Origin of the sequence: Bacillus yunxiaonensis (assembly GCF_037104695.1) — a bacterium.
GTDB classification, from domain to species: Bacteria; Bacillota; Bacilli; order Bacillales; family Bacillaceae_G; genus Bacillus_A; species Bacillus_A yunxiaonensis.
In genome coordinates this window covers 207879-234790 of sequence record NZ_JBAWSV010000001.1, presented here as the reverse complement: position 1 = coordinate 234790, position 26912 = coordinate 207879, and the positions used below count along the sequence as shown (strand labels likewise).

Annotated in this window: 21 protein-coding genes and 2 riboswitches; of the genes, 4 read left to right on the top strand and 17 right to left on the bottom strand. The window is 36.1% G+C overall.

The annotated features are described in order from the left end of the window. Positions 1–311 precede the first annotated feature (311 nt). The 9 genes from ablB to WAX78_RS01150 all read right to left on the bottom strand — a co-directional run bounded on the left by ablB (position 312) and on the right by WAX78_RS01150 (position 11685). Positions 312–1166 (bottom strand): putative beta-lysine N-acetyltransferase, encoded by an 855-nt coding sequence (gene ablB, locus WAX78_RS01190; RefSeq protein WP_336480487.1) that lies wholly within the window; start codon positions 1164–1166, stop codon positions 312–314. Beyond that, positions 1163–2431: a peptidase gene (locus tag WAX78_RS01185; RefSeq protein WP_336480486.1), complete on the bottom strand. Its 1269-nt coding sequence runs from the start codon at positions 2429–2431 to the stop codon at positions 1163–1165. Before WAX78_RS01185 ends, ablB begins: the two co-directional genes overlap by 4 nt. A 15-nt stretch (positions 2432–2446) precedes the next feature. Then, positions 2447–3109, bottom strand: coding sequence for a CoA transferase subunit B (locus WAX78_RS01180; RefSeq protein ID WP_336481329.1), 663 nt, complete (start codon positions 3107–3109; stop codon positions 2447–2449). Next, positions 3094–3792, bottom strand: a complete 699-nt coding sequence (locus WAX78_RS01175; RefSeq protein WP_336480485.1) for a CoA transferase subunit A — start codon at positions 3790–3792, stop codon at positions 3094–3096. Before WAX78_RS01175 ends, WAX78_RS01180 begins: the two co-directional genes overlap by 16 nt. Then, a complete protein-coding gene (locus tag WAX78_RS01170) occupies positions 3789–5099 on the bottom strand; it encodes an aspartate aminotransferase family protein (protein ID WP_336480484.1) in 1311 nt (436 codons plus the stop codon). The genes WAX78_RS01175 and WAX78_RS01170 overlap by 4 nt, the downstream gene beginning before the upstream one ends. Positions 5100–5925: 826 nt before the next feature. Continuing rightward, a complete protein-coding gene (locus tag WAX78_RS01165; protein ID WP_336480483.1) occupies positions 5926–7398 on the bottom strand; it encodes an NAD(P)/FAD-dependent oxidoreductase in 1473 nt (490 codons plus the stop codon). A gap of 221 nt (positions 7399–7619) precedes the next feature. Further along, on the bottom strand, positions 7620–7778 hold the full coding sequence (gene yjcZ, locus WAX78_RS01160) for a sporulation protein YjcZ (RefSeq protein WP_336480482.1): 159 nt from the start codon (positions 7776–7778) through the stop codon (positions 7620–7622). A 107-nt stretch (positions 7779–7885) separates the two neighbouring features. Continuing rightward, positions 7886–9631: an adenine deaminase gene (gene ade, locus WAX78_RS01155; protein ID WP_336481328.1), complete on the bottom strand. Its 1746-nt coding sequence runs from the start codon at positions 9629–9631 to the stop codon at positions 7886–7888. 51 nt (positions 9632–9682) lie between these two features. Next, positions 9683–9786, bottom strand: a riboswitch (purine riboswitch). A gap of 267 nt (positions 9787–10053) precedes the next feature. Beyond that, a complete protein-coding gene (locus WAX78_RS01150; RefSeq protein ID WP_336480481.1) occupies positions 10054–11685 on the bottom strand; it encodes an APC family permease in 1632 nt (543 codons plus the stop codon). A gap of 56 nt (positions 11686–11741) precedes the next feature. Next, positions 11742–11821, bottom strand: a riboswitch (ZMP/ZTP riboswitch). 339 nt (positions 11822–12160) lie between these two features. Between WAX78_RS01150 and WAX78_RS01145 the strand changes: the two genes are divergently transcribed. Next, positions 12161–12925, top strand: a complete 765-nt coding sequence (locus tag WAX78_RS01145) for a DUF4397 domain-containing protein (protein WP_336480480.1) — start codon at positions 12161–12163, stop codon at positions 12923–12925. Positions 12926–13086: 161 nt separating this feature from the next. Further along, positions 13087–14319: an aminopeptidase gene (locus WAX78_RS01140; protein WP_336480479.1), complete on the top strand. Its 1233-nt coding sequence runs from the start codon at positions 13087–13089 to the stop codon at positions 14317–14319. Between the two features lie 327 nt (positions 14320–14646). Here WAX78_RS01140 and WAX78_RS01135 read toward each other — a convergent pair whose 3' ends face one another. Then, positions 14647–15786, bottom strand: coding sequence for a BA2291 family sporulation histidine kinase (locus WAX78_RS01135; protein WP_336480478.1), 1140 nt, complete (start codon positions 15784–15786; stop codon positions 14647–14649). A 176-nt stretch (positions 15787–15962) separates the two neighbouring features. On the opposite strand from WAX78_RS01135, the gene WAX78_RS01130 reads away from it, so the two are divergent. After that, on the top strand, positions 15963–16355 hold the full coding sequence (locus tag WAX78_RS01130; RefSeq protein ID WP_230575774.1) for a YueI family protein: 393 nt from the start codon (positions 15963–15965) through the stop codon (positions 16353–16355). 175 nt (positions 16356–16530) lie between these two features. Here the strand turns inward: WAX78_RS01130 and WAX78_RS01125 are convergent, their stop codons facing one another. Continuing rightward, positions 16531–17886 carry a hemolysin family protein gene (locus tag WAX78_RS01125; protein ID WP_413789162.1) on the bottom strand — a complete coding sequence of 452 codons (1356 nt, stop codon included), beginning with the start codon at positions 17884–17886 and terminating at the stop codon, positions 16531–16533. A gap of 359 nt (positions 17887–18245) precedes the next feature. Here WAX78_RS01125 and WAX78_RS01120 point away from each other — a divergent pair, with 359 nt between their 5' ends. Continuing rightward, positions 18246–18737: a chromosome segregation protein gene (locus WAX78_RS01120; protein WP_336480476.1), complete on the top strand. Its 492-nt coding sequence runs from the start codon at positions 18246–18248 to the stop codon at positions 18735–18737. A 51-nt stretch (positions 18738–18788) separates the two neighbouring features. On the opposite strand, the gene hcp is transcribed toward WAX78_RS01120, so the two are convergent. From hcp to arcD, 6 genes are all read right to left on the bottom strand, one after another. Further along, on the bottom strand, positions 18789–20075 hold the full coding sequence (gene hcp, locus WAX78_RS01115; RefSeq protein ID WP_336480475.1) for a hydroxylamine reductase: 1287 nt from the start codon (positions 20073–20075) through the stop codon (positions 18789–18791). Between the two features lie 106 nt (positions 20076–20181). Then, complete coding sequence (locus WAX78_RS01110; RefSeq protein ID WP_336480474.1) at positions 20182–20778, bottom strand: hypothetical protein; 597 nt, start codon at positions 20776–20778, stop codon at positions 20182–20184. Between the two features lie 404 nt (positions 20779–21182). Then, the gene (locus WAX78_RS01105; protein WP_336480473.1) at positions 21183–23033 is read right to left on the bottom strand and encodes a hypothetical protein; all 1851 of its coding nucleotides are present in this window, start codon (positions 23031–23033) and stop codon (positions 21183–21185) included. Continuing rightward, entirely contained in the window at positions 23023–24837 is a 1815-nt protein-coding gene (locus WAX78_RS01100; protein ID WP_336480472.1) for an AAA family ATPase, read from the bottom strand. Before WAX78_RS01100 ends, WAX78_RS01105 begins: the two co-directional genes overlap by 11 nt. A gap of 83 nt (positions 24838–24920) precedes the next feature. Then, a complete protein-coding gene (locus WAX78_RS01095; RefSeq protein WP_336480471.1) occupies positions 24921–25181 on the bottom strand; it encodes a LemA domain protein in 261 nt (86 codons plus the stop codon). A 190-nt stretch (positions 25182–25371) separates the two neighbouring features. Beyond that, positions 25372–26799, bottom strand: a complete 1428-nt coding sequence (gene arcD, locus WAX78_RS01090) for an arginine-ornithine antiporter (RefSeq protein ID WP_336481327.1) — start codon at positions 26797–26799, stop codon at positions 25372–25374. Positions 26800–26912 lie beyond the last annotated feature (113 nt).

The following is a 26912-nucleotide window of genomic DNA, read 5'->3' as shown; positions in this document are numbered from 1 at the left end:
CGAATTTTAAGCACCTAACGGTAAAATGAAACTCCCATCAGCAAGGGCTTTTCATCCCAAACTTATGGAAGTTGAATAAATTGATTCTTTACGAACCTTTATTTCTATTCTGTCATGTCGATTAAATACGAGATAAAGTAAAACTTCCCTCAGTGGGAGTTTTTTTCATCCCACTGATGGTTAGTTGAACCAATCGGGCTTTTACGGGCAGTTATCCCCCACCTTTCTTCCTCGTTTCTCTTTGAATCTTGAGGTGGGGGTCTTACTGCCCGTTAATGCGGGATAAAGTAAAACTTCCCTCAGTAAGGGGCTTATTGCCCGTTACTGTGGGATAGATCTTTTACCCAAACGTTCATATCCTCTAATTTATCGAAAATATAACAGTTATTTGCTAATCTACCTGTGTACGTATATCCAAGCTGATAAAACGCTGCATTCATACCAAAAGAAAGCGACCGTGCAATTGTATACGAACAAAAAATAGATCTATCTCGCAGCTCTTCTTCTAACTTCATAAGTAAGCTTTTCATGAATCCATGCTTTCGATACTCTGGTAATGTTGCGCAATTTGTCAACTCCGCGTTTCCTTCTTTTACATTCATTTCTGCTGAAGCTGTGCTAATAATCTTTCCTTCCATTTCATACACATAATAAATCGTATCTTCCTTCATCGTTTTCACGATGTAGTCTGCCTCATTCAAAGGTGTTGGGTAAATCTCAAATACCTTTCCAAATACGTCCGCAAGCTGCTGTGCATCTTGTTCTGTCGCTTTTCGCAAAACAAACTGTGCTGGTATTTCCTTTTCTATTACTTTCTTCGCAATTACACCACTTATAATTTCATCTTCCTTCACCCACTGCACACTATTACGGCGTTCATCATCCCGATATTTCACCATAAAAAATGCATCATGCCCTTGGAAGTATTGCGGAATACTAGCTTCAAGCATAAAGCCAAGAGAGAGCCACGCAGAAACGTGCTCTCTTTTTCCTTTTATAATTAATTTAGTGAAAGAATGAGAATTTGCGAGTTCTTCCACTTTACGCATTACTTGCTCGACATTTCCTTTATAATGATCAACACGAATACGTTTATTAAAATAATCTAACGAGCATTCTAATGTATAGTACTTCGTCTGTTCTACAAATTCTTCATAATATTTCATTCGTCCACCTCGCACCAGTCTAGTAATGTACATGCGATAATCTTTGCCGCCGCAATCATTTTGTCAATTTCAATATATTCATTTGGATAATGGGCAACTTTCGTTTCACCTGGACCAAACACGATAGTTGGAATATTCGCGATTTGTGTAAATAAACCACCATCTGTTCCCCATGGCGATGCCTCAACAACCGGTTCTGTGTCTTCAATATGCATAAAATTGTCCTTCAGCGTTGTAATAAGTGGATGCTTTTCCTCTAATTCGCCCGGAACCCAACGTGCGCCAAACCATTCTATTTCTACCGGGTGTTCTATAAACCATGGATCTACCTTACTTAATTGTCCTACCCAATTTTCAAACTCTATTTTTGCTTCCTCCATACTTTCATTCGGCGCAACACCATATCTGCCTTCTAAAGTAATAAAATCTGGCACAGAACTCGGCCAACTGCCACCTTCAATTTTCCCAATATTAATCGGAATTGGAATTGGAATTCCTTTATATAACGGATCTGTAATTCTTTCATTTCGTTTTTCTTCTAGCTTTCTCATATACTCTACAACAAGCATACTTTTCTCAATGGCACTCACACCTTCATAACGCGTACCACCATGAGCAGCTTTCCCTTTTACGAATAAACGAAACCACATTGAACCTTGTTGTTTCGGAAAAAATTTCATGTTTGTCGGCTCTGGGATAATTACACCATCCGCCTCGTAACCTCGTAAAATTGCCGCAAGCGTACCTGCGCCGCCGCTTTCTTCTTCTATTACACTTTGAAAATATACATCTCCTTTTAAACGGATTCCCGTTTCTATAATGGCTTCCATCGCCAGCATGAGCGCAACATTACCGCCTTTCATATCTGTTGTGCCACGCCCATATATACGATTCCCAACTTTTTCTCCTGCATATGGATGATGATCCCACTGGTTTAAATCTCCTTCAGGCACAACATCGATATGCCCATTTAAAATCATCGACTTTCCGCCGCCGCTTCCCTTTAATGTCGCCACAATATTCGGACTATCAGTAAAGTTTGTACGCGGTGAAACGAAATATGGATGATCTTTCATTTTCGTAAATGAAGGCTCCCAAATATCCAAATCTAAACCAAGTTCACGCAATTTTTCAATCACAACCGCCTGCGCACCGCTTTCATCCCCACTCGTACTTTTCTCTTGGATTAAACGTTTTAATAATTTCACACTCATATTTTCATTAATTTCAATATATTCACACACTTGTTTTTTATATTGCTCCAATTGTTACATCCCCTTTCATTCAATTACTAGTAAAGATGGACTCACATGAAAAGCAGCTTCTGTGCATTTTTTTACATCTTCTACTGTGTACGGACTCATCAATTCTTGCAGCACTAAGCCTTCCGGTGTCACTTCCATTACTGCCATGTCTGTAATAATTACATCAACACATCGTTTTGACGTGAGCGGAAGTGTACACTCTGAAACAATTTTCGCATTCCCATATTTATCAATGTGATTCATCACAACGACAACACGCTTTGCCTTTTGTGCTAAATCCATCGCCCCGCCAATACCTGGTACACGCTTACCTGGTACAATCCAGTTTGCTAAATCTCCGTTTTCACTTACTTGCAATGACCCAAGAATTGTAATATCAAGCAACCCTTTTCGAATCATCCCAAATGCCATGCTGCTATCAAAATAACTAGCCCCGGCAATAATCGATGTTGGCAATCCAGCCGCATTACATAGATTCTCATCTTCTTCACCCTTTGCTGGTGTCGGCCCCATACCAACAATGCCATTTTCCGCATGAAACATAACATGCATATCATCTGGCAAATGATTCGGAACAAGAGATGGAATACCAATCCCTAAATTAACAATCATTCCGTTTTGAATTTCCTTTGCAGCACGCTTTGCAATTTTATTACGAACCTCTACTCCCATGCCCATTTCCAATTCACTCCTCCCGATGGAACGATATAATCAACAAATACACCAGGTGTTATAATTTCTTCTGGATCCAGTGCCCCAAGTGGAACAATTTCTTCCGCTTCCACAATCGTAATATCCCCAGCCATTGCAACGTGTGGATTCATATTGCGTGCACTTTTATCAAACACCAGATTACCAAAAGGATCCGCTTGTTTCGCAAACACAATGGACACTTCCGCTGTTAATGCTGTCTCAATTAAATATGTCTTCCCATTTATTTCAACAGTTCGTTTCCCTTCTTCTACAATCGTATCCATCCCAACATCAACAAGAACACCACCAAGCCCAACACCGCCAGCTCGAATTCGTTCTGCTAATGTACCTTGAGGAGAAAATTCAATATGTAATCTTCCTTCATTTAATTGCCGTCCTGCATTTGGATTTGAACCGATATGCGATGTAATTAACGACTTTACACGCTCATTTGTCACAAGGCGGCCAATTCCCACATCAGGAAAACCAGTATCATTACCGATTAAATGCAAATCGGTAATTCCTTTATCTAAAATCGATTGAATTAAAGAGGGGGGAGAGCCGATGCCTCCAAACCCTCCAAACATAAGTGTCATCTCATCATGAAAATATGGCATAACATCTTGCACTGTTTTTAATTTCCCAAATGTGTTTGTAATAGTTGTCATACGATACTATGCCCTCCTTTTTGAGTTATTTCCTCTACACTTTTCGCAAAAATATGAAGTAACTCATCAAGCTCTTCATATGTAGTAGTAAGCGGCGGTGCAACTAACAATGCACTATCTTCTTTGCCTGCTTGTCCTGATACAGCTTGGTATAAAAGAAGACCATTTTTTGCCGCAACCGAAATAAGTTCAGACGCCTTTGTAAACGGTTGCAATTCTACTCCAATCATCAAACCTTTCCCGCGTACATCAGCAATAATTGTCGATTCTTGCTGCACTTTTTGCAGTCCTGCGATTAAATAATCTCCTTTTTCAGCAGCCGCTTCTGGTAAACGATGCTTCTCCGTATATTCAATCACCGCTAAAGCTGTCGCAGCGGAAAGAGGATTTGCACTTAATGTATGTCCACTCATTACAGAACGAGAACCACGCATAATCGGTTCCATCACGCGATCACTTACCATAGTTGCTGCCATCGGTGTATAGCCAGCTCCTAATCCTTTTCCTAGCGTCATAATATCCGGCTGAACACCCCAATGTTCCATCGCAAACCATGCACCGGTACGGCCAAGTCCTGTCATGACTTCATCAGCAATAAATAAAATATCATAATGCTCACAAATATCCTTAATCACCTTATAATAATCCTTCGGCGGTACAATTGCTCCCCCAGCTGCGCCGATAATTGGCTCAGCAATAAATGCCGCAATATGCTCCGCTCCAATACGTTCAATTGCTCTCTCTAACTCTGTTGCACATGCAAGTTGACATGTCGGATACACCTTTTGTACTGGACAGCGGAAACAATACGGTGCTGGTAATGTCGGATAATCTTCCAACATGGAAACAAAGCGTTGCCTACGCAGTGGATGCCCAGACAATGATAATGCTCCCATTGTAATTCCGTGATAACTCATCCAGCGAGACAAAATTTTATTTTTCCCTTGAATACCGCGCTCTTGAAAATGTTGAATCGCAATCTTCATTGCCGTTTCATTTGCCTCTGTACCACTATTAACGAAAAAACTCCAATTTAAATCCCCCATATTTAAATCGCTCAGCTTCTTCGCAAGCTTCTCTGCCGGCTCACTCGTAAACTGCGAGCGATATACAAATGCAATCTCCTCTGCTTGCTGCTTAATAACTTCTGCAATCTCTTTTACGCCATGTCCGATACTTGCTGTAATTGCTCCTGACGAACCATCAAAATATTTATTACCGTTTTGATCATATAAATATACACCCTCCCCATGCGAAATCATCGGATAAGGTTGACCAACAAGTGGTTTAATTAAGTAATCGCGCATGACGCTTCCCCCGTTTCTTCGACTCATATGTAAATATGAAGAAAATCGACTTTTCCCTCATAAAAAAAGAACTCTCTGCTTATGCAGTGAATCTATTAAAAAGCCATTATTATAGAATATAAAAATAAATGCATAAAAATGAAATAGAAAGAAATTTCAGAAATAACTAAGTGGAAGTCAACAATATTCTCTCTACATCCCCCTCCTTACACAAACACAACCAGTAACTAAAAAATCCCCCTTACTCCTCTCTTCTAAAATAACCTTCGAAGTAAAAACATGTTGTTAATGTGTAAACTTCGACAACCCTCTAGTAAATCTCCTTCCTTTTTCTTCACTTTATCCCGTATACTTTCAAATAAATTTAGACAAAATTCAACAAGGGAAAAATTTCTATTAACCAATCATCTCCTCTCACTTCTTTAATTCTTAAAATAGAAACCGCATTGCTTCTTAGCGCAAAACGAAAGAGAGCCCTATGACAAAGAACAACAGGTTAGTATAACAATCAAATTTAATTCCCTAACTTGAGATTTTTAATAAAGTGAAACTTCGATGGTAAGGGATTTCTTCACTTTTCTCTCAATCTTGAGGTGGGGGTCTTACTGCCCACGAATAACGGGATAAATTTATTTCTTCTACCTTTCCAACACCTATAAGTGCTAAATTACATACTATGTTCTAATTCTTATAAATAGCTAACTATCAGTGATTTCCATTGTATATTATATTTTTAATAGACATGTCATTTCATTCAGTTGATGAATTAATCCTAAAAAAAACGATCTTATTTTATACAATAAGATCGTTTTTCTTCTATTATATATTACCCCACTACAACTTCTTCTCTTTTTTCTGTTTTACTCGTTAAATGTTCTACAATGTGACGAGCGATGTGAACGCCGCATGCACTTGCTTGCGCTAGTCCGCGTGTTACGCCAGCACCGTCTCCGCCTAAGTATAAGCCGGAAATTTCAGATTCAAAATGTTCGGTTAGTTTCGGTCTTGCGGAGTAAAATTTCGCTTCTACACCGTAAAATAATGTATGTTCAGATGCAATACCTGGTGTGACATGATTCAATGCTTCTGTCATTTCAATTAAACTTTTCATTGTATTGTATGGTAACACAAGACCTAAGTCACCTGGTACTGCTTCTTTTAATGTCGGCTCAAGGAAACCTTCTTGAATACGCTTCGGTGTAGAACGACGACCTTTTAAAATGTCTCCGTACTTTTGTACCGTAACTCCGCCCATTGAAATACGGTTTGCTAGACGTGATACTTCATGCGCGTATTCGTTCGGCTGATCGAATGGCTCTGAAAATTGATGTGATACTAAAAGCGCAAAGTTCGTGTTATCACTGCCAAGCGCAGGATCTTTGTACGCATGACCATTCGCTGTCATAATACCGGAGTGGTTTTCAACAACAACGTGACCAGACGGGTTACTACAAAATGTACGTACTCGCGTTCCGACAGATGTATTGAATACGAATTTCCCTTCATAGAGATGCTTGTTGATTTCCTCCATCACAATGTTTGAAGTTTCAACACGAACACCAATATCAACTTGGTTCGTGATCATTTTTAAACGGCGCTTTTTCATAATTTTTGTTAACCAAGCAGATCCATCACGCCCTGGTACAATTACTATTTTTTTCGCAGATAGCATTGTTCCGTCTTTTAAAACAATGCCGCGTACGACATGTTCATTCTCTACTTTTTCAGTTACGATGTCGTCTACTTCTATTTTAAATTTCATATCGATTTTCTCTTTTAAATATTCGAAAATGCTTTTTAAAATTTCTAAGTTTTGTTCAGTACCTAAGTGGCGAACTTGTGCACGCAATAGTTTTAATCCAGCTGCGTAAGCGCGTTTTTCGATATCACGAACTTCATCTGTTAATGGATCTGTAATTGAAGTAGTTGCACCGTGTGCTAAGTTAATTTCATCCACATATTTGATTAAATCCATTACAGTCGATGCAGATAAATAGTCTGTCATCCAACCACCGAATTCACTTGTAATGTTAAATTTCCCGTCTGAATATGCCCCTGCACCGCCAAAACCATTTGTGATTGAACATGCTGGTAAACATCCTGCATGATCTTTCTTTCCAGCAGCAGGTGGACACTTCGTTATTTTCTTCTGAAGAATCGGACAATTACGACGATAAATATCATGTCCTTTATCAATTAACAGCACTTTTGCATCTGGCATTTTAACAATTGTTTCATAGCAAGTAAAAATCCCAGCAGGACCTGCACCTACAACAATTACATCATAGTTCGTATTCATCTATTCATTCCCCCATTGCATTCCTTAGAAAACCCTTACTAAAAGTACCATGTTCTATTTGGAATGTCAACGGATTTAACGAATTATACGTAAAATAACAACGTTAATGTTCGTGAAAAAACTATTTTATCTCTATTTTTTGGTTAAATAAGGATTTTACAAAAGAAAGAACCGATTAATGTATAATTAATCGGTTCACCATGACGCTCTTTCTAAATAACCTAGAAGCGCACGCAAGTAGCTCCAATGATAATTAGTAAAATGAATAGCACAACAATGATCGCAAAGCCAAATCCAAGTCCACAGCCTCCAGCGCCATAACCTCCGTAGCCACAGCCACCGCCGTAGCCACAGCCATAACCTCCACCATAACCCCACATAGTTTTTCACTCCTTACATCCATTTAAAATAGTTTACATTGACAAAATATGTAGGACGAACGTCATTTTGTATGTGTGTTTGCCTAGTAATAAAAAAAATCTCCAGCTTAGCTAGAGATTTCATCTACTGTGTAGTCAATATTTACCGGAATGTGTTCAAATTTCGTAACGTCGAATAATCCATCTACTGTCATTTTTAAATTCGGGATTACTGGTAAAGATAAAAAAGATAGTGTTAAAAATGGGTTAAATTCAGTTTGTGCACCAAGCTGTTGTAAGCTTGTATTGATTGCTGTTATTTTTTTATAGACAAATTCCGAACATTCTTCTGACATAAGTCCAGCAATGTTCAACGATAATTGTTCAAGTACTACACCATTATTTACAACAACCATACCGCCTTGTATGTTATGAATAGTTGTAATTGCCTGTAATAGGTCTTCATCATTTGTTCCAACCGCGATAATGTTGTGAGAATCATGAGCAACTGTTGTCGCAATAGCCCCTGATTGAAGACCAAATCCTTTCACGATTCCAATTCCAATTTGTCCTGTTCCTTTATGACGCTCTACAACCGCTATCTTTAATTGATCGTCTCTCACGGACGGAATAAAATATCCTTTTTCTATCGTTACTGTCTCGATAATATGTTTCGTAATGAGCTGATTTGAAACAATTCCAATGATATTTGCAAGCATACCTTTTCCCATATGCAATTGTAAATCTTTTTCACTGATTGCAGGAAGATGTACAGAGTTTGTAACCGCTTCGCATTGCTTTTCTTTCATTTCTTCTCCAACATATTGTCCATTTGCTGCAACGCGTACCCCTTTTGTGTATACTTCATAAATCGAAAACGTTTCTAAATCATCAAGTAAAAGAAAGTCCGCGTCATATCCTGGTGCAATTGCCCCTTTTGTCTTTAAACCGTAACACTGTGCTGCATAGAAGCTTGCCATTGAAATAGCAGTAATCGGTGCAATGCCTTTCTTAATTGCAAAGCGCACATTATAATCAATACTTCCTTCTTCAATTAAGTCGTCTAAATGTTTATCATCTGTGCAAAATATACAACGTTGTGCATTTTTTTCTGTGACAGCTTCTAATAACGCCTCTACATTTTTCGCAACAGATCCTTCCCGGAGCATGACATACATGCCACGCTCTAAGCGATCTAACAGTTCTTCTTTTGTCGTACATTCATGATCCGTTGTAATCCCAGAAGCCCTGTATACATTGATATGCTGTGCACTTAGTCCAGCTCCGTGACCATCAATACAATTGGTTAATAGTAATTTGTTTAACATATCATCTTTCGCTTCAAAAACAGCTGGAAAATCCATTACTTCTGCAAGTCCTAACACTCGTGGATGTTTCAAGAATGGAGATAAATCTTCCGCATGCAATACTGCACCAGCTTGTTCAAACGATGTTGCAGGTACACATGATGGAAGCATCATATATACATCAAGAGGAAGATTTTCAGATGTATCTAACATAAATTGTATACCATTTGTGCCATGTACATTGGCAATTTCATGTGGATCGGCAATGACAGTCGTCACACCATGTGGAAGAACAACTTTTGCAAATTGTCCTGGCGTTACCATAGAAGATTCAATATGAACATGAGCATCAATTAACCCTGGACATACATAACGGCCTTTCGCATCGATTTCTACTTTTCCTTTATATGTTCCAATGCCAGCAATTACACCTTCTGTAATTGCAATATCTCCGCTCATGATTTCTTTTGTAAATACATTTACAATTTTCGCATTTCGAATAACAAGGTCTGCTTCTTTCTTTCCATTTGCAATAAAAATAAGGTTCTGTAACTGTTGTTTGTTCATCATGATGTTCACGCTCCCTATAAAAATATACGAGAATAAACAGATGCCGCGCACATCTTGATTTACTCTCGTAGTCAAACTATTTATTCGGTAGTTTGGTAGAAACTTGTGGACCATATCTCCACGATTATACGAGAAATTTCTAGATTAATTTTCACATAGTCTAACTGGTCTCTTTAAAAAAAGCAAGATTTTTTACATATCTATGTTTTTTATATTCTCCTACAACTATCTTAAAGATATAAAAAACGACTCTGTCTTTTTTACATAACTGTATGAATAACATTCCTACGCTAAGGAGTTGTCTATTTGTACAGCTCACTCAAACTGTCGTCTCATTATCTCAACCATTCTAATTATTTATAAAGAAAAACGCAGCACATCGCTGCGTTTTTCTTTATAAATATGGGAATGCAAAAAATTTACACCGCTTGACTTTTAGAAGAAAATTCACTCTTACCATCTTGACCTGATAAAGATTCATTAATTTTCTCAGCTTCTATCATGTATTCTGTATAACTTCCACTTCTTACTCCCCAAAAATAAAAGACAAGGGCTATTACTGTAATAAGAAGCATGTCCCAACCATATGGGATTATATTCATTCCGCCAAATTTGTAACTACCAAGATATGAAATCGTTACCATACACAGTAAATATACAATTAACCAAATGCTTGAACGGAGTTGATTTTTGAATCCGCGCCATTTATTTTTATATTGATAATAAAAATAAATCGGTAATCCAATTGCCATGATGAACAATACCTCACCTGTTAGCGGCCAACGTGCCCAATACAAAGTAAGAGATGCAAAAACAAATCCACACGGAGCAATAAAATTAGCTCCCTTTAAACGAAATGGTCGATATAAATGTCCTGCTGTATTTCGTAATGTCATCAGTGCAATTGGCCCCATAATGTAAGAAATTAACGTGGCAACTGAAATAATTTCAGCTAAAACACCCCATCCACGAAATAATATTAAAAAAAGAAAACATATACATAAGTTCAAAATTAATGCTGGACGAGGAACACCATACACAGGGTGTAAAACACCTAATTTTTTTGGGAGATAACCATTTTTCTCCATTCCATAAACCATACGAGCTGTTGTTGCAGTATAAGTAGTTCCAGACCCAGATGGAGAGATAAACGCATCGGCATACAGTAAAATAACTAGCCAATTCATTCCGAGTGCAATTGCCAAATCAGCAAACGGAGAATTGAAATGTAAATGATTCCATCCTTTTGCAATTACCACCGGATTTACTGCTCCGATAAAGGCAATCTGCAGTACAACATATACAACCGTAGCAATCAAAATTGATCCAATGACTGCAATTGGAATAGAGCGGTTCGGCTTATTCGCTTCGCCGGCCATATTGATTGGACTTTGAAATCCATTAAAAGCAAATACAATTCCAGAAGTAGCAACTGCCGTGAGCACACTTGCCCATCCATATGGTGCCATCCCCTGTGAAGTTGTAAAGTTACTTTCTTGAAATCCGACAAATAACAAGGCACCAGCAGTAATTCCAGGCACAATAATTTTAAATATTGTAATCCAAGTATTCGCCTTTGCGAAAAGATTAACTGTCCAATAGTTTAGGAAAAAATATACAAAAAGTAATATAGATGCAACGAGTAATCCTTTAGATGTTAGTACATTATCTTGCACAAGTGAATGTGTCCAACTAGCCCATTTCCACGGCCATGTACTCATATATTGAACTGAAGCAATGGCTTCTACAGGAATCGTGGAAGTAATTGCAATCCAATTGGCCCACCCTGCCAAAAATCCAACCAATGAACCGTGGGAATATTGTGGATACTTTACCATTCCTCCTGTTTCAGGAAACATAGCTCCAAGTTCTGCGTAAGACAGTGCAATAAATAAAATAACGACCATACCAATCATCCAAGAAAATATAGCAGCTGGCCCCGCAATTTCTGCAGCTCTCCAAGCTCCAAATAACCATCCTGAACCAATCATGGAACCGAGCCCCGTCATAGTAAGGGAAAACGTTCCCATCTTCCTGTGCATAGAATTCATCCCAATCTACTCCTTTTCTATAATAGAAAAATAAAAAGCACTTGATAGAAATATCAAGTGCTTGCCCAGGCGCGCGGCTCATAAATCCATATGCTCCCTCATGGTAATCCATGTTGCGCCAGTTACATATGGGAATTAAATTCTTTTTTTAATATACAATACTATTAGAAAATTAACAATAGATTTAATACATTTTATATAATTCAAAAACAAACATATAATTATTTTTTGATAATAACAATTTATTATCTTATCTTTTCTTTTCAAAATATAAAAAACGCAGTTAAAGCTTTCATAAATCATTTATTTCCAAAACTTAATGTTACAAATGCTAATTTTGTACGAAAATATTCTTTAACTTTTACCATAAAAAATCAATTGTAACAGAACTTTTTCCTCATCAACAGTTATCAAGTACTTATGACATTTGTACATGCATATAGTTGTAATAATGATACTAGAGGAGGGAAAATAAATGAATCCATCTGAAGTAGAAAAGTATGCGCAGCAAGCTGCAATGTATGAGCAACTTGCCTGTTATTACAAATATATAAATCCACAAAAATATATGGAATTATATTTGAAACACTATAAAGCTATGAAACAATTTGTACAGGCTTACGAACAAAGCCGGATATCACTACCACATTCAAGCGAACAATCATTACCATCTCACGTTCGAATCTTACACGCTTCTCCTGATGCATCCACTGTTGATATTGTCATAAATGGACAAAAAGTGGTGAAAAACATTTCGTTTAAGCAACATAGTCCATACCTTTCACTTACACAAGGACAATACCGCATTGATATCGTACCTGCCGGTGATGAAACTCCAATCTTTTCAGCTCTGGTTCCTATAATGGGGAACCATGCATATACCCTTGCGGCAGCTGGTAATGTTGATAAACTTCAACTGTTACCTCTCATTGATAATACACCTCTACCATACGGTCAAGCAAAAATACGATTCATCCATTTATCTCCTGATACCCCCGAAATAGATGTAGCTTTAAAAGATGGAGAAAAACTGTTCGAAAAGGTTGCATTTAAACAGGCAACAGATTACTTGCAAGTAAGTCCTGGCGTAGCAGATATAGAAGTATCAGTTGCGGGAACAAAAAACGTTGTATTAACAATTCCCGAAGTGAAAATTGAGGCAAATAAAATTTATACAATTGTTGCACTTGGTTATGCAAATAAATCACCAAAATTGGAAAGTTTGTTTTTGACAAATTAAATTTTTCACAAACATATCATCATTTCTAATTTTATAAAGCAGCCTCTAGTATGTACAATCTAGTTACTTTATTATTTCATAAATAACGAAAACAGAATAGAAAAAATATTCAATTTAATTTATAATTTTATAGGAATCTATATATTTCCAGGAGGTTGCTCATGACTCATTTTGAAGAAAATTTAAAAAAGTACGCACAATTAGTTATACAAATGGGGATCAATATTCAAGAAGGACAAACTCTCGTCATCCATGCACCTATCACATCTGCTCACTTAGTTCGTGAATTATCAAAGCAAGCCTATAAATCAGGAGCAAAAAATGTCCATGTCGAATACTCAGATGAAGACTTAACGTTAATTAAGTACTTATATTCGCCACTAGAAGGTTTGAAGGAATTTCCTCATTGGAAAGCAAAGGGGCTCGTTGAATTAGCTAAAAATAATGCTGCTTTTTTATATATCGATGCATCTAATCCTACTCTTCTACAAGATATTAATGCAGAAAGACTTGCAATCGCTATGAAAACAAATGCTTCTGGTATGAAGGAACTTAACGAATACCGAATTAGTAGTCAATGTAGTTGGTCAATTATTTCTGTACCAACCATCGAATGGGCCTCTCAAATTTTCCCTGAACTCAATGCAGAAGAAGGCGTCAATAAATTATGGGATTTGATTTTTAAAATTACAAGAGTAACTGATGATAATCCAATACAGGCATGGCAAGAACATATTCAATTATTAAATAGTAAAGCACATCATTTAAATGAGAGAAAGTATAAAAAACTTCATTACAAATCTGATATAACAGATTTAACTATCGAACTCCCTGATAACCACAAATGGCTAAGTGCACAATTTCAAAATAAATTACATACTCCATTTATACCAAATATGCCAACAGAAGAGGTATTTACTGTTCCATTAAAAACAGGAGTAAACGGTGTAGTAGGAAGTACAAAACCCTTAAATTACGGTAGTACATTAATCAAGGATTTCTCTCTTACTTTCCGTGAAGGAAAAGTTGTTGCTTGTTCAGCTGAAACTGGTTATGAAACATTGAAAAAGTTACTGGAAACAGATGAAGGAGCTTTGCATTTAGGAGAAGTGGCACTTGTTCCGCACGATTCACCCATATCTAATACAAACGTTGTCTTTTTCAACACATTATTTGATGAAAATGCATCCTGTCATCTCGCATTAGGTAATGCACTTCCTATGTGTATTCAAGACGGTATTAATATGAGTAAAGAAGAACTTCAAGGAAATGGATTAAACGATAGTATTACTCATGTCGATTTTATGATTGGATCTCCAGATCTTGATATTGACGGTGAAACGTCAGACGGAAAACTAGAGCCTATCTTTAGAAAAGGTAATTGGGCATTTTAATTTTTGTGTCAAATCATAAAAATTTAGATTTTAAATAAAGTGAAACTTCCATCAGTGGAGAGCTTTTTCATCTCCCTCGCTTCTCCCTGAATCTTGAGGTGGGGGTCTTACTGCTCGTTAATGCGGGATAAAATTGCCATAAAAAATATCAACTCATTTTGTACACTCCACATTTTGATATGACAACATTCCTTTTAACAAAAACACACCGTTCTTATTTTGAACGGTGTGTTTTTAAATTTAACAAACTAACGCACTATTGCATTTCTTGACACAAATAATAGGTACAATTATCCACAGCACTACTATAATACATTTCACTTTATTTTATATCGATTTTTCAAAAGAAATATGAAATTCTGTCCATTCTTCTGTTGACTTACATGTAATAGACCCTTTATGTTTTTCCACAATTTGCTTACAAACAAATAAGCCAATTCCAGTTCCTAACTTTTTTGTCGTTACAAATGGTTCAAATATTGTTTCAATATTTTTTGGCGGAATCATCGGGCCATTATTTTTAATAAAAATATGTATTAGTTCTTCATCTTCACACACATCAATAACAATTCTCTTACTTTCTGCCACTCCTTCAAGAGCGTCAATAGAGTTCATTAAAATATTTAAAAACACTTGCCTAACTTCACTTCGATACCCGATAAATGGTATTGGATACGGCAGATTTTTCTCAATAGAAACATTTGCATTCACTAAGCTTGGATATAAGAACTGGATAATATCATGAAATAAATCATTCAGCCAAAACCGCTCTGCTTCATTCCAAATTTCTTTTTTAGAAACAAGTAAAAATTGAGAAATTCTAAAATTTAATTGGTCAAGCTCATGCGAAATAATATCTAAGTACGGAAGATGGGGTTGATCTGATTGTAACAGTTTTACAAATCCCATAATAGAAGTTAGCGGATTGCGAAACTCATGAACGAAACTTGCTGACATTTGTCCCAAAATTGTCAATCTCTCTTTATGTGTTTCGTTAATAAATTGTTGCTTTTCTTCTAAATTTTTCGAGATAATTTCTGAGTATTTCAAAACTGTATAATAGATTAGGCGGTCAAAACAAGTATGTATTTTTGCCATGATTGGTTTCAATTCACGAGCACTCACATCTAATTCACACATTGCCTCAAACAATTCATTTCGCCCTATATTCGCATTATAGACAAAGTCTCCAATATTTGCATCTGCCCCCGCGCGCTCAATGGCGATTTTCTCACATAACGTCCTAATATGTTCAACTTCTTTCTCTTTCATAATGAGTTCCATCATTAATGTTAGTAAATTTTCCCCGTTTTCAATAATTTCGTCTTTAAACGGATCGTTTTCTGAAATAATAATTTTGTTTTTCCAGTTCTCTACGAATTGTTGACTATTCTTTTTTAAGTAGGTACAAAACATTTTACTAATATCCTTATCGATTGGAAAAACCCCCATTCCCTCCATCTCCATACGAAAAATACCCTATATATTTTGAATATTAACACAAAAAACGAATTTCGTTAAGAGAGTAATGTCACATTTTGTTATTTCATGTTGATAAAATTTTAAAATATAGTACGTGAAATTATATTTTTGCATCCTTTTCATTTCTTTCGTACAATAGAAATAGGAAAGGTGTGAAAAAAATGGGAAATAAAAATGTGGAAGATTATCTTCAAGAAGGCATTCATGGACAAAAACAAAACAAACCTGAAGAACGAAATATGTTTTTAAGCACATTGCGTGAGCGTGTAGAAATCGCATTAACGATTGGGCAAGTGATGCAAACAAACGTATATACAGCAGTAAAAGAAAGTATGGGTTCTTCTCAAGGGTTAACATTGTATGTGAACGGTAGCATCGCTTACCCACATTTATCTAAATACATTAAATTAGCAAACGAAAAACAAGTACCGTTTACAATTGTACAAAATAAAGATACAAACACACCAATCGGCCTTGTACTCGCGCATGATACAGCGGTTGAGAAAGAGCATATTTATGTAGAAGATGAGATTTATAAGCAAGAAATGAACTAACAAAAATGCACCTGACTAAAAGTCGGGTGTATTTTTCGTATTAATGTGAAAATATTTTTACGAATGCGACGGCAATTCATCCCCACCTTAAACTGGGCTATGCCCCGCGCATTTTGAAGATGGGGTTTTCTTGCCATTTTTCGATAAATAAAAAAACCTTACCATATGGGCAAGGCTATGAACTTACTTGTTCTTGAAGCGACACATGTTGTTCTGTTACTTCTACAGGCTGCGGTGCAATCTGCTTCGTCACTTCAATTTGTTTAATGTAATGACCATCTAATTCAACAATACGAAACTTATAATTTTCAATGTCCACAATACCACCTTGTTCAATTTCAAGGTGTTCTGTTAAAATCCAACCGCCAATTGTATCAACGTCTTCATCGTTAATTGAAAGCCCTAATAATGCATTAACTTCACTAACAAGTACTTTTCCTTCTAAAATTATTTTCGTTTCGCTAATGCGTTGAATCTCCGGCTTTTCATCCGTATCAAATTCATCTTGTATGTCACCAACGATTTCTTCTAATATATCTTCAACTGTTACAAGTCCAGATGTTCCGCCGTATTCATCCACTAAAATTGCCATATGTGTGCGTTCACGCTGCATTTTCACAAACAAATCATGAATAGCAATTGATTCAATAATTTGGATAATCGGACGAGCATACTGTGCAACGGTTTCTTTATTTGCACCATTATGTTTCACAAAATCTGTAAAAATATCCTTAAAATTCACAAAACCAATAACATGATCTTTATCGCCGTCAATGATAGGATATCTTGTATACTTCTCATTTGACATCAATTGCATTGCTTCCGTAACAGATTGCTCTTTTTCTAAAATTACCATCTCTGTGCGTGGAACCATAATTTCTTTCGCAAGTCGATCATCAAATTCGAAAATCTTGTTTACATATTTATATTCCGATTGATTAATTTCACCATTTTTATAACTCTCTGATACGAGCATACGTAACTCTTCTTCTGAGTGTGCTACCTCATGCTTATGCATTGGCTTTAACCCAAACATTCTCGTAACAATACGTGCCGAACCATTTAATGTCCAAATAAATGGATACGCTAGTCGATAAAAAAGGATAAGCGGCTTTGCAACTGCTAAACTAATTCCTTCTGCCTTTTGAATTGCCAATGTTTTTGGAGCTAACTCACCTACTACGACGTGAAAAAAAGTAATAAATATTAAAGCTAGAGAAACAGATAAGACGGATCCCAACGAGGGAGGCACTTCCAATCTTGCAAAAATCGGATCAAGCACACGTGTAACCGTCGGCTCTCCTAGCCATCCAAGGCTGAGTGCTGTCACTGTAATTCCTAACTGACACGCTGATAAATACTCGTCTAAGTTTGTAATGACTGTTTTCGTAGCCGTTGCACGTTTATTTCCTTCTGCAATTAAATAATCGATGCGTGAACTCCTAACTTTGACAATTGCATATTCAGACGCAACGAAGAAAGCAGTTAAGGCAATTAAAACAATGACCATACTTATACTAAATATGTCCAAATACATTTCCTTACTCACTTTGTAAGTAAGGAAGCCACCTCCTAATGGTTTTATTCTAAAGAAAGGACTTCTCTAACAATCTTACAAGTTTCTACACTAGCAATCACCTTTTATACATTATATGCATACATAAAAAAGATATTTACGTTTATGATAACGAAACTTATACTCTCCGTCAAATAAGAGAAACAGCTGAAATTAGACAACTTTTGTTCATTTTCGAGATGTTTCCTTTCTTACAAATTTATTTTTGTGAATAAGCACTTTCTTTGCCGATTTCCCACTTCTTTTGTCAAGCATGCAGGGAACGAACAAGCTATCACGAAACCTTCTAACAACAAGGTATGGGAGGGGTTATTGTGGAATATAAAACGCCGATGATCGCCAAAAAATTAGGTACAAGTCCAAAAGCTGTCATCCGTCTTGCACAGCAAATTGGGTTAGAATTAAAAAAGAATAAATTTGGACACTATGTTTTTTACGAACAAGATTTACAACAAATGCTTGAATTTCAACGCTCTGTATCGAACCAAGAACATGAATCATCTTCTTATCATGCTGCTCAAGCAGCACCATCCAATGAAATGCAGCAATTTATAACACAATTAAAAGACATTTCCTTACGCTTGGATCGACTAGAAGAAAAATTACAAGAAAAAGCAGATGATGTTGTGAATTATCAATTGTTACAACACCGTAATGAAATGGAAGAAATGAACGCAAAAATTGAGCAATTGGAAATGGCACTTAAACGAAAAGAACCAATTTATATTACGCAAGAAGTAGCAGCAGCAAAACAGGAAGAAAAACCGAAGCGCCGTAAAATGCTTTTAAGTATTTTTGGATTTTAATATATCATAATAAAAAAAGACGATGTTCTTCATAAACATCGTCTTTTTTTATTATGATAGCATAGCTTTCATATCTTCTTCTGCTGTTGTAATTAGTTTTAAGCGAAATGCATCTTGTAACACTTGCAGTACGCCTGGTGATATAAATTCCGGCGCTTTTGGACCGATGCGAATATCTTGAATACCGAGGCTAAATAACCCAAGTAATATCGCTACAGCCTTTTGCTCAAACCAAGACAGTACAATACTGACTGGCAGCTCATTCACTTCACATTGAAACGCTTCTGCTAAAGCTACTGCAATTTCCACTGTTGAAATCGAATTATTACATTGCCCCAGATCAATATAACGTGGTATATTCGTTTCTGGTACAACGCCATAATCTACATCATTAAAACGAAATTTCCCGCAAGATGTCGTTAAAATAACTGTTTCTGCTGGTAAAGATGTTGCTAATTCACGGTAATATTCTCCACCTTTTCCCGGCGCATCACAGCCAGCAATTACAAAGAAACGTTGAATTTTACCAGCTTTCACAGCATCAATAATTTCTGATGCCAACGATAATACCGTCTCATGATGAAATCCTGTTATTAATTGTTCTTCTGATTCCATTTGTACATCCGGAAGTTTCAATGCCATTTCAATAAGCGGTGTAAAATCATCATTTTCAATTTTACGTACTCTCTCTAACCCTGCAACGTCATAAGAAAAGAAGCGATCTGCATATGTTCCTTTAATTGGCATAACACAATTTGTCGTTGCTAATATAGCTCCTGAAAATTTTTCGAATAAGCGACGCTGATCGTACCAAGCCTTACCGATGTTCCCTTTTAAATGTGCATATTTTTTCAACTGCGGATAGCCGTGTGCTGGCAGCATTTCAGAATGTGTATAAATATTGATATTTTTTCCTTCTGTTTGCTTTAATAACTCTTCTAGAGCATATAAATTATGCCCTGTCACAATAATCGCTTTTCCATAGGCACGATTTTGTGTAATTTGTACTGGTTCCGGCACTCCAAAATGTTCAGTATGTGCCTTATCAAGTAGTTCCATCACGCGAATAGCAGCTTTTCCGACTTTCATTGCCATATCTAAATGTTCTTGTTCATTAAAGTTTGAATTTGTTAACGTCATATATAGAGCTTCATGTGTTACTGCATCTACAAACGGATCTGTGTACCCTAGTTGCGCTGCATGGGTGCGATATGCAGCAATTCCTTTTAAAGCAAAAACGATAATATCTTGTAAGCTTGCAATTGTTTCGTCTTTACCACAAACTCCAATCACTTTACATCCGCCGGTAGGCGTTTGTTCACATTGATGACAAAACATCATTCCCATCCCCTCTCTAGCAATCTTTACAATGTAAGCGTAATACAAATTGCTATTGGAAGGTGTGATGATAATCACATGGAATGATGCAATTTTGTGACACTATTCATCTTGTTAACATAATTTTTTTACTGTTCTCTTTAATCAACGCTTGCGCATGTGCATTTCCTTGAATCACATCACGAAACTCTTTTAAAGAATACATATGAGTTAATCCTTTCATAACATGAATGCGAACCGGTACACCTTGCAGTTTATCATTAATAGCGAACGAATCATCAATTGGTTCAATTGGAAACCCTAATGAACGTAGGTACATATACATACGCTTTGTTACAACCGCAATATACCACTCTGCTTTTACTTCTAAAGCATATATAAATAAAATCGTCGCAAGTTGTTTAAATTGTCCACGACCGCGAGATGTTTTTGCAATGCTTAATTTTCCAATTTCGTACACGTTTTTTAAACCTTGTATATATTCATTTTCAGAAAACGGGTAAAAAAACTCGGAATTTGATTGCTCAGGTGTTTTATAACTTATACATTCGACAGTTCCGATATAATGATTTTCTTCTACCAATAAAAATCTTGAAGGTGTTAAATTCCGTTCTACAAACATTAAGTTTCGTTCTTCACAAAAATCTCCCCATAATTGTTCGAACCAGAAATGGTCTTCCTTTGTTTGAACACGTTGGAACATACTCCACCGCCTTTCTCATCACCCTTTACTTTTTTGTTAGCGCTTTCAACATCTATCATATAAAAAGGAAACATGCTATGCAAGAAAAACTATTTCTTTATTTATAGTTTCCATATATGAATCATGATTCCTGTATTACTTTTATATTTATATAAAAAATTTACAAAAAACATGACAACATCTACAAAAAGGAAACATGTTACATATAGGAAATAATATACTCACCTTAAGGTTCAGAGGAAGCAAAAAATAAGTGGGGATAAAGTCCCCCACTAATAAAGTGAAACTTCCATCAGTGGGGGTTTTTTTCATCCTCCACTGATGGAAAGCTCTCACCAATCGGGCGTATGCCAGCAGTTATCCCTCACCTATCTTCTGTAGAAAAGCGGGATAAAAATTTCACTTTATTTCCTCATCTCCGCTAACCAATGCTGAAAAATATTTACTAGTTCTTTTTTCCCTGCCAGCCTCTCTTCTCCCTTTTTCGTTTTATACGGATACAATTGTAAAAATACACCACAACCTGCTTCAATTTTTTTCGCATGCATATTGCTTCCTGGATATACACATATAACTTCATAAATCGCACGGCGATGAAATAATCGTTTTCCATTCTGCTCTTTTACATATTTAATTGACCAATATTTGTACATCTGTTCGGTTGCTCTCGTATTTCCAACTGGTTGAAAAATGTTATACATCGGACTATATTTCACTTCAATAATTATAGATGATTGATATTCGTATGCAGTTTCTCCTCTTTTATAACAATCAATACGGATATCTGGCTTTTTTGTGTCTTCTCCATTATAAAAATGACTATTTTTACTGAGCGCAATAAGCGGATGTGTTTCAATTAAATCATTAAATGCCACATGCAACTGCAAATCTTTATTGTCTAACACAATTGTGGTTCCATCTTGTAAACCGTCTAAATAAAAATAAGATTGAATTTGCTCTGCAATTGACAAGTAATCAATAAAACCAATCTCTTGAAGAATTGCAATAACAGTAAAATACGCATAGTACTCATAGATTAAAAATGTCGGCTTATAAACAAATAAAAACGATGGTTCTAATTCATTGCGATGCGGTGAAAATTCAAGCTGATGTAATAATTGATGATATACAGGAGGCAGCGAATGCGTTGTAAGCGTGGCTTCTTCCCGAACCCCTCTCCAAAACGGTGTGTATAGAAGATATGAAAAATATGTGAGTGTACTTTGTAAAATTGTATAGAGCACTTTATACTCTTGAATTTTCATTGCCATTTTACGTAGGTCAGTGTCTTTTAACAAATGAATGTTGCGATATTTTTGTTTGTCTCGTTCGGTCACAGATCCATTTCGTTCAATTGTTTGTAAAATGGTATGTACTGCTTTTTTCTCTTCTCTCCGCGTTTGTTGTTCACTCTCTAGTTTCTGAATAGTTTCACGTAAAAATGAATCAATTTCTAATAGCTTGTTATAAAATTGCTTCGTTTTATATTTTACATAGCCATTTTCTTTACAATGCTTTTGCTCTCTAAAGCAGCGATTATACCATTTTGCATACGGTTTTTTCTCACGTGTAATGATGCTTTTTCTTGTTGGTTTTCTCTCTCTCATCTCCCATATATATTCTTGTTCGAAATTTGTTTTTTGCTGAACTTCATAATATAACTGCTTTACTTTTTTCATTTTTTGCGGCAGCGTACGGAGCATGCGCATATATGAATAATCTTCAATATCTGTAAACGTAACAAACGTCTTTTTATAATACCCACGATCTAAAATAATTCCACCTAGCACAGACTTTACATATTGCTGAATTAACTCTAGCTGATCATCAAAAAAGTTTTTCGGAACAATTTGAAATGCTCCGTAAAATAGTTCTTCTCCAACCTGCACTTCAAAATGATATACACCACAGCGCCATGGATATAAATAGTCTGTTTTGCCATGCTCATACAGTAAAGCAGTACGTTGTCGTTCATGGAGTTCATATTTCCATTCCATATGTTGCTTTTGCCCTTCATATACTTTATTCCAAATAAACGTAACCTTTATTGACTTTTGTGATTGTATATGTAACCGTAGCGGTTTTAATTCTTGAATTTTGTACACACACGAAGAAATTGAAATTGGCGAAGCACAAAGTTTATTCAATACAACATGCTCCCCCTTCTCTTCTGCACCTACTATTATTTTCAGTACAAAAGGAAGCCTCTCTCCTGTCTCCATAATTTCGGTTTCATACGCACTCTCATTTAACATATCCGTACAGCTCCAATTCCCGCCGTTTTTGCTTCATGTACATTAGAGAATGTTCAAAAGTTGATACACGATTTGCAAGTGCTGATTGCAGCAATTGTACAAGAGACATCTCTTTTTTTCCCTCTTCACGAAGCAATGCACCAATTGTTGCTTCTGTACCACGTAACTTCGTTAAAATACGTTGTTTTATTTGAAGGTCAAATGCTTCTTCACGACTTATTAACAAAGATCGGCCTTCATCACATGGAATATTTTTTAAATAAGATGCAATTGCTGACGCAACGCGAAATGAAATTCCCTTTGAAGTATCGTGAAGAAATAACAGTTGATGCATTTTATCTAATAACTCTAGCTCTTCATCTGTAAATACATCAAGCATTGCCTTACGATGAACCCAGTTCATTCGAAATTCTGATGCGGAAACAGAAAATGCAAACGGGAAATGTAACGTTTTTCGCTCCACCATGTTCATTTCACAAAATGGAATTTTTTGAAGTAATACAACGTTTACACGATCTAATAAACGGTCAGATAGCTCCTTTGTTGTTTCATCAAAATTAACTGTACCAATAAAAATGATATTATCACTAATTTCAATTTGTGATGGTATATCCTGTTCTTTTTCATTACAAGCTGCATACAAAGATAAAATACGATTTTTCCGATCTAACTGCAGGAGAGATAAAAAAGGAGTAAACCAATGCTCAATATACGACATATTCATTTCATCAAATACAATCATATATAATTGATTTGGATTTTCAGCGGCTTCTAAAAGTGTCCGTACAAGTTTTGTTTCACTTTCCATATACGTTCCATTTGAATGTAGATAACCTAGTACATCATGAGGTTCTTGATAGGATGGTGACACTGGAACCCAAATAAGATTTTTTCCAAATGTTAATCCGAGTGCTTCCGCATAGGTTTGCACAAATTGTGATTTTCCAATACCAGGCATACCCCCTACTATTGTTAATAGATTTGTCTTTACACAAATATGAAAATTGTAAATATCGCTCTCATCCATATATAATTCTTTTTCTGCGATAATTTGCTTTACATATTGTAAAAATGAATGTTCACGTTCATTCCATTCATTTCCTTTCTCTTGTTTACCTGTATCGATAATTTCAATTTGTTTTCCACTCTCTTTTACTTGTTTTTCTAACTGTTCATACACTTCTGTTCGAACAAAAAACAAACTATTCTCGACATTCATCTCGGCATATTGCATCCAATCATCTATATCAAGGTAACGAACATCCCCCCTCTGCTCTCGATACATAATGGCACTATACGAAGGCTTCAAAAATATATTCCCATATATCCGTCCTTCATACCATAACAACTCTGGCGTACCGAAATCATGAGGGAATTTTGGTATCAAAAATGAAACATATCCTTTTCCAAGTTTTCTTTCCAATGCTTCTCTCGCCTTTGGAGCTGATAGTTTAGGAGAAGGAATCATTTTATAGGAATTTGCTATTTCACGTTCTTCAGCACGTATTAATTCCACATATAAAGCACCTCCTGTATAAGAAAGACGAAATAACAACAATTGTTTTTCTTGTTTTCCTTCTTTTATAGTTGCAAAAAACTTTTCATTTTGTTTATTTTTATATAAACCCTCAAATATATAAGAACTTTCTCCAAAAGCAGCTTCAATAATGTTTGGAATCGGTGAAAGACAAATGACAAAAAATGAGCCTTTCTTCTCCTTCTGCTCTTCTACAAATTTCCCAACAAAACGCATATGCTGTAATCTTTTTACAAAGCTTGGATGAAGAGCTTTCTCTAGTTTCATCTCGCTCACCTTCTTTTTTCGATGCTTTTATCATTGTATGAACAATAAAAGCAAACTAGAAACAAAAAACCTGACGCTTATCGTCAGGTTAAATGAGAACCTTGTTTTTCTTGAAAAATTGCATTGTGGGCAATCTTCATTTTTGCTAATACATAACGTAATGTATCTTCTGCATTCTCGTCTCCGTGTAAATTCATATTGGCTAAAACTTCTACAGAACACGCTAAATTCTCTACCGCTCCGCGCAGTTCGGGATGTCGATTAAAGAACGATTCTTGCACTAATAATTTCCGAACATCTTTTGCTAACTCTACAATTCGCACCAATTTTTCCGTCTCTTCCATAACAATCCCCTCCTACACACCTTATAAACTAAATATTCTGTTAATTAATAAAAATCCCTGCTATTTCTTTTAAAATTGATACATAAGAAACCACGCAGAAGCACTGATTCCCTTTTAGATAAACCATATCCACCAATAAAAAAGGATTTATGCTCTCACTTTAGCATAAATCCTTTTTGAATTGATATGTTTACATTCCAATCTTTCCAGTAGCTAACATATAAATAGACGCACATGCTGCGAGTAAAATGACAATCATCACATATTGTTCAGCACGGGTAAAACAACGATTTCCTTGTTCTTTTCTTGCAGCGACATACACGATAAGTCCAATACCATATACTAAAGAAACAAGTAATAGGTTTTTCAATCCAGCTGCATACACAAGCCAGAAACCATATACTGATGCCATAATAGCAAGTATCCCATCTTTCAATCTGTTTCCTTCATATGCCTTTGTAATTACTAATTTCAACTGATATAGTGCTGAAAATACATATGGAAGTAAAATTGATGTTGATGCAATAAAATACATGATTTGATATGTGGATGCTGAAAATAACACAATAATAAATATTGTTTGGGCAACACAGTTTGAAATCCATAATGCCATATGCGGTGTATGATTTTTATTCGTTTTTGTAAATACCTTTGGAAATACACCGTCTTTTCCGGCCACGTGAGAAATTTCCGAAACAAGTAAAAACCAGCCGATTAATGTACCGATAAGAGAAACGATTAATCCTAAGTTAATAACCAATGCTCCCCATGGACCAACGACATGTTCAAGTACATGTCCCATTGACGGCGTTTCAAGTGCTGCTAGTTCCTCTCGTGACATCGCCCCTAGCGATAAAACAGAAATAAGAATATAAATACTCATTACTAGCAGTAAACCAAATACAGTTGCTTTTCCAACATCACGACTACGTTTTGCTCGTCCTGATAAAACGACCGCTCCTTCTACACCAATAAATACCCAAAGCGTAACGAGCATCGTGTTCTTCACTTGTCCAAATACAGAAGATAATGAGACAGTGCCTTTTCCCCAAAAGTCATGCGTAAATGTATCCCAACGAAACGCCGTAATCATAATTACAATAAATAGCACAATTGGAACAAGTTTACCAATTGTCGCAATAAAATTCAAAATAGAGGCTTCACGAATTCCAAGTAAAATAAGAAAATGAAGCGTCCACAATACGAGTGATGCACCGATGATAGCCGGGACATTATTACCGCCTTTAAAAATTGGGAAAAAATATGCTAATGTGTTAAATAACATCATAATTGTTGCAACGTTGCCTAAAATTCCAGCAATCCAATATCCCCATGCGCTGTTAAATCCAATATATTCCCCAAATCCAGCGCGTGCGTAGCTATAAATACCACCCTCAAGTTCAGGCTTTCGATATGCCAACGATTGATATACGAGGGTAAGCGGAATCATTCCTAGCCCTGTAATACACCAACCAATTAAAATAGAACCGCTGTTGGCCCCTGTTGCTAAATCGTGCGGTAAACTAAATGCCCCGCCTCCAACCATTGTTCCTACTACAAGTGCGATTAATGGAAAAAATCCTAATTTCTTTTCTATTGGTATCACCCCATCTGCAATTTCTTGATGTCTTCTTTCCGTTCTAACAGGCATTCATATTATGAGTCATTTATATATCCAATACGTACCCTGAAAATGACGAACTGTTTCATGTTATATTCTTTCAGAAAAAC

Excerpts from the sequence above, each read along its gene's own strand:
- hcp (WP_336480475.1), bottom strand. The coding sequence starts at position 20,075 with ATGTTTTGTCATCAATGTGAACAAACGCCTACCGGCGGATGTAAAGTG.
- WAX78_RS01165 (WP_336480483.1), bottom strand. The coding sequence starts at position 7,398 with ATGAATACGAACTATGATGTAATTGTTGTAGGTGCAGGTCCTGCTGGG.
- WAX78_RS01170 (WP_336480484.1), bottom strand. The coding sequence starts at position 5,099 with ATGCGCGATTACTTAATTAAACCACTTGTTGGTCAACCTTATCCGATG.
- ablB (WP_336480487.1), bottom strand. The coding sequence starts at position 1,166 with ATGAAATATTATGAAGAATTTGTAGAACAGACGAAGTACTATACATTA.
- WAX78_RS01110 (WP_336480474.1), bottom strand. The coding sequence starts at position 20,778 with ATGTTCCAACGTGTTCAAACAAAGGAAGACCATTTCTGGTTCGAACAA.
- WAX78_RS01180 (WP_336481329.1), bottom strand. The coding sequence starts at position 3,109 with ATGGGCATGGGAGTAGAGGTTCGTAATAAAATTGCAAAGCGTGCTGCA.
- WAX78_RS01175 (WP_336480485.1), bottom strand. The coding sequence starts at position 3,792 with ATGACAACTATTACAAACACATTTGGGAAATTAAAAACAGTGCAAGAT.
- WAX78_RS01150 (WP_336480481.1), bottom strand. The coding sequence starts at position 11,685 with ATGAATTCTATGCACAGGAAGATGGGAACGTTTTCCCTTACTATGACG.
- WAX78_RS01140 (WP_336480479.1), top strand. The coding sequence starts at position 13,087 with ATGACTCATTTTGAAGAAAATTTAAAAAAGTACGCACAATTAGTTATA.
- yjcZ (WP_336480482.1), bottom strand. The coding sequence starts at position 7,778 with ATGTGGGGTTATGGTGGAGGTTATGGCTGTGGCTACGGCGGTGGCTGT.
- WAX78_RS01145 (WP_336480480.1), top strand. The coding sequence starts at position 12,161 with ATGAATCCATCTGAAGTAGAAAAGTATGCGCAGCAAGCTGCAATGTAT.
- ade (WP_336481328.1), bottom strand. The coding sequence starts at position 9,631 with ATGAACAAACAACAGTTACAGAACCTTATTTTTATTGCAAATGGAAAG.
- WAX78_RS01135 (WP_336480478.1), bottom strand. The coding sequence starts at position 15,786 with ATGGAGATGGAGGGAATGGGGGTTTTTCCAATCGATAAGGATATTAGT.
- WAX78_RS01095 (WP_336480471.1), bottom strand. The coding sequence starts at position 25,181 with ATGGAAGAGACGGAAAAATTGGTGCGAATTGTAGAGTTAGCAAAAGAT.
- WAX78_RS01130 (WP_230575774.1), top strand. The coding sequence starts at position 15,963 with ATGGGAAATAAAAATGTGGAAGATTATCTTCAAGAAGGCATTCATGGA.
- WAX78_RS01105 (WP_336480473.1), bottom strand. The coding sequence starts at position 23,033 with ATGTTAAATGAGAGTGCGTATGAAACCGAAATTATGGAGACAGGAGAG.
- WAX78_RS01100 (WP_336480472.1), bottom strand. The coding sequence starts at position 24,837 with ATGAAACTAGAGAAAGCTCTTCATCCAAGCTTTGTAAAAAGATTACAG.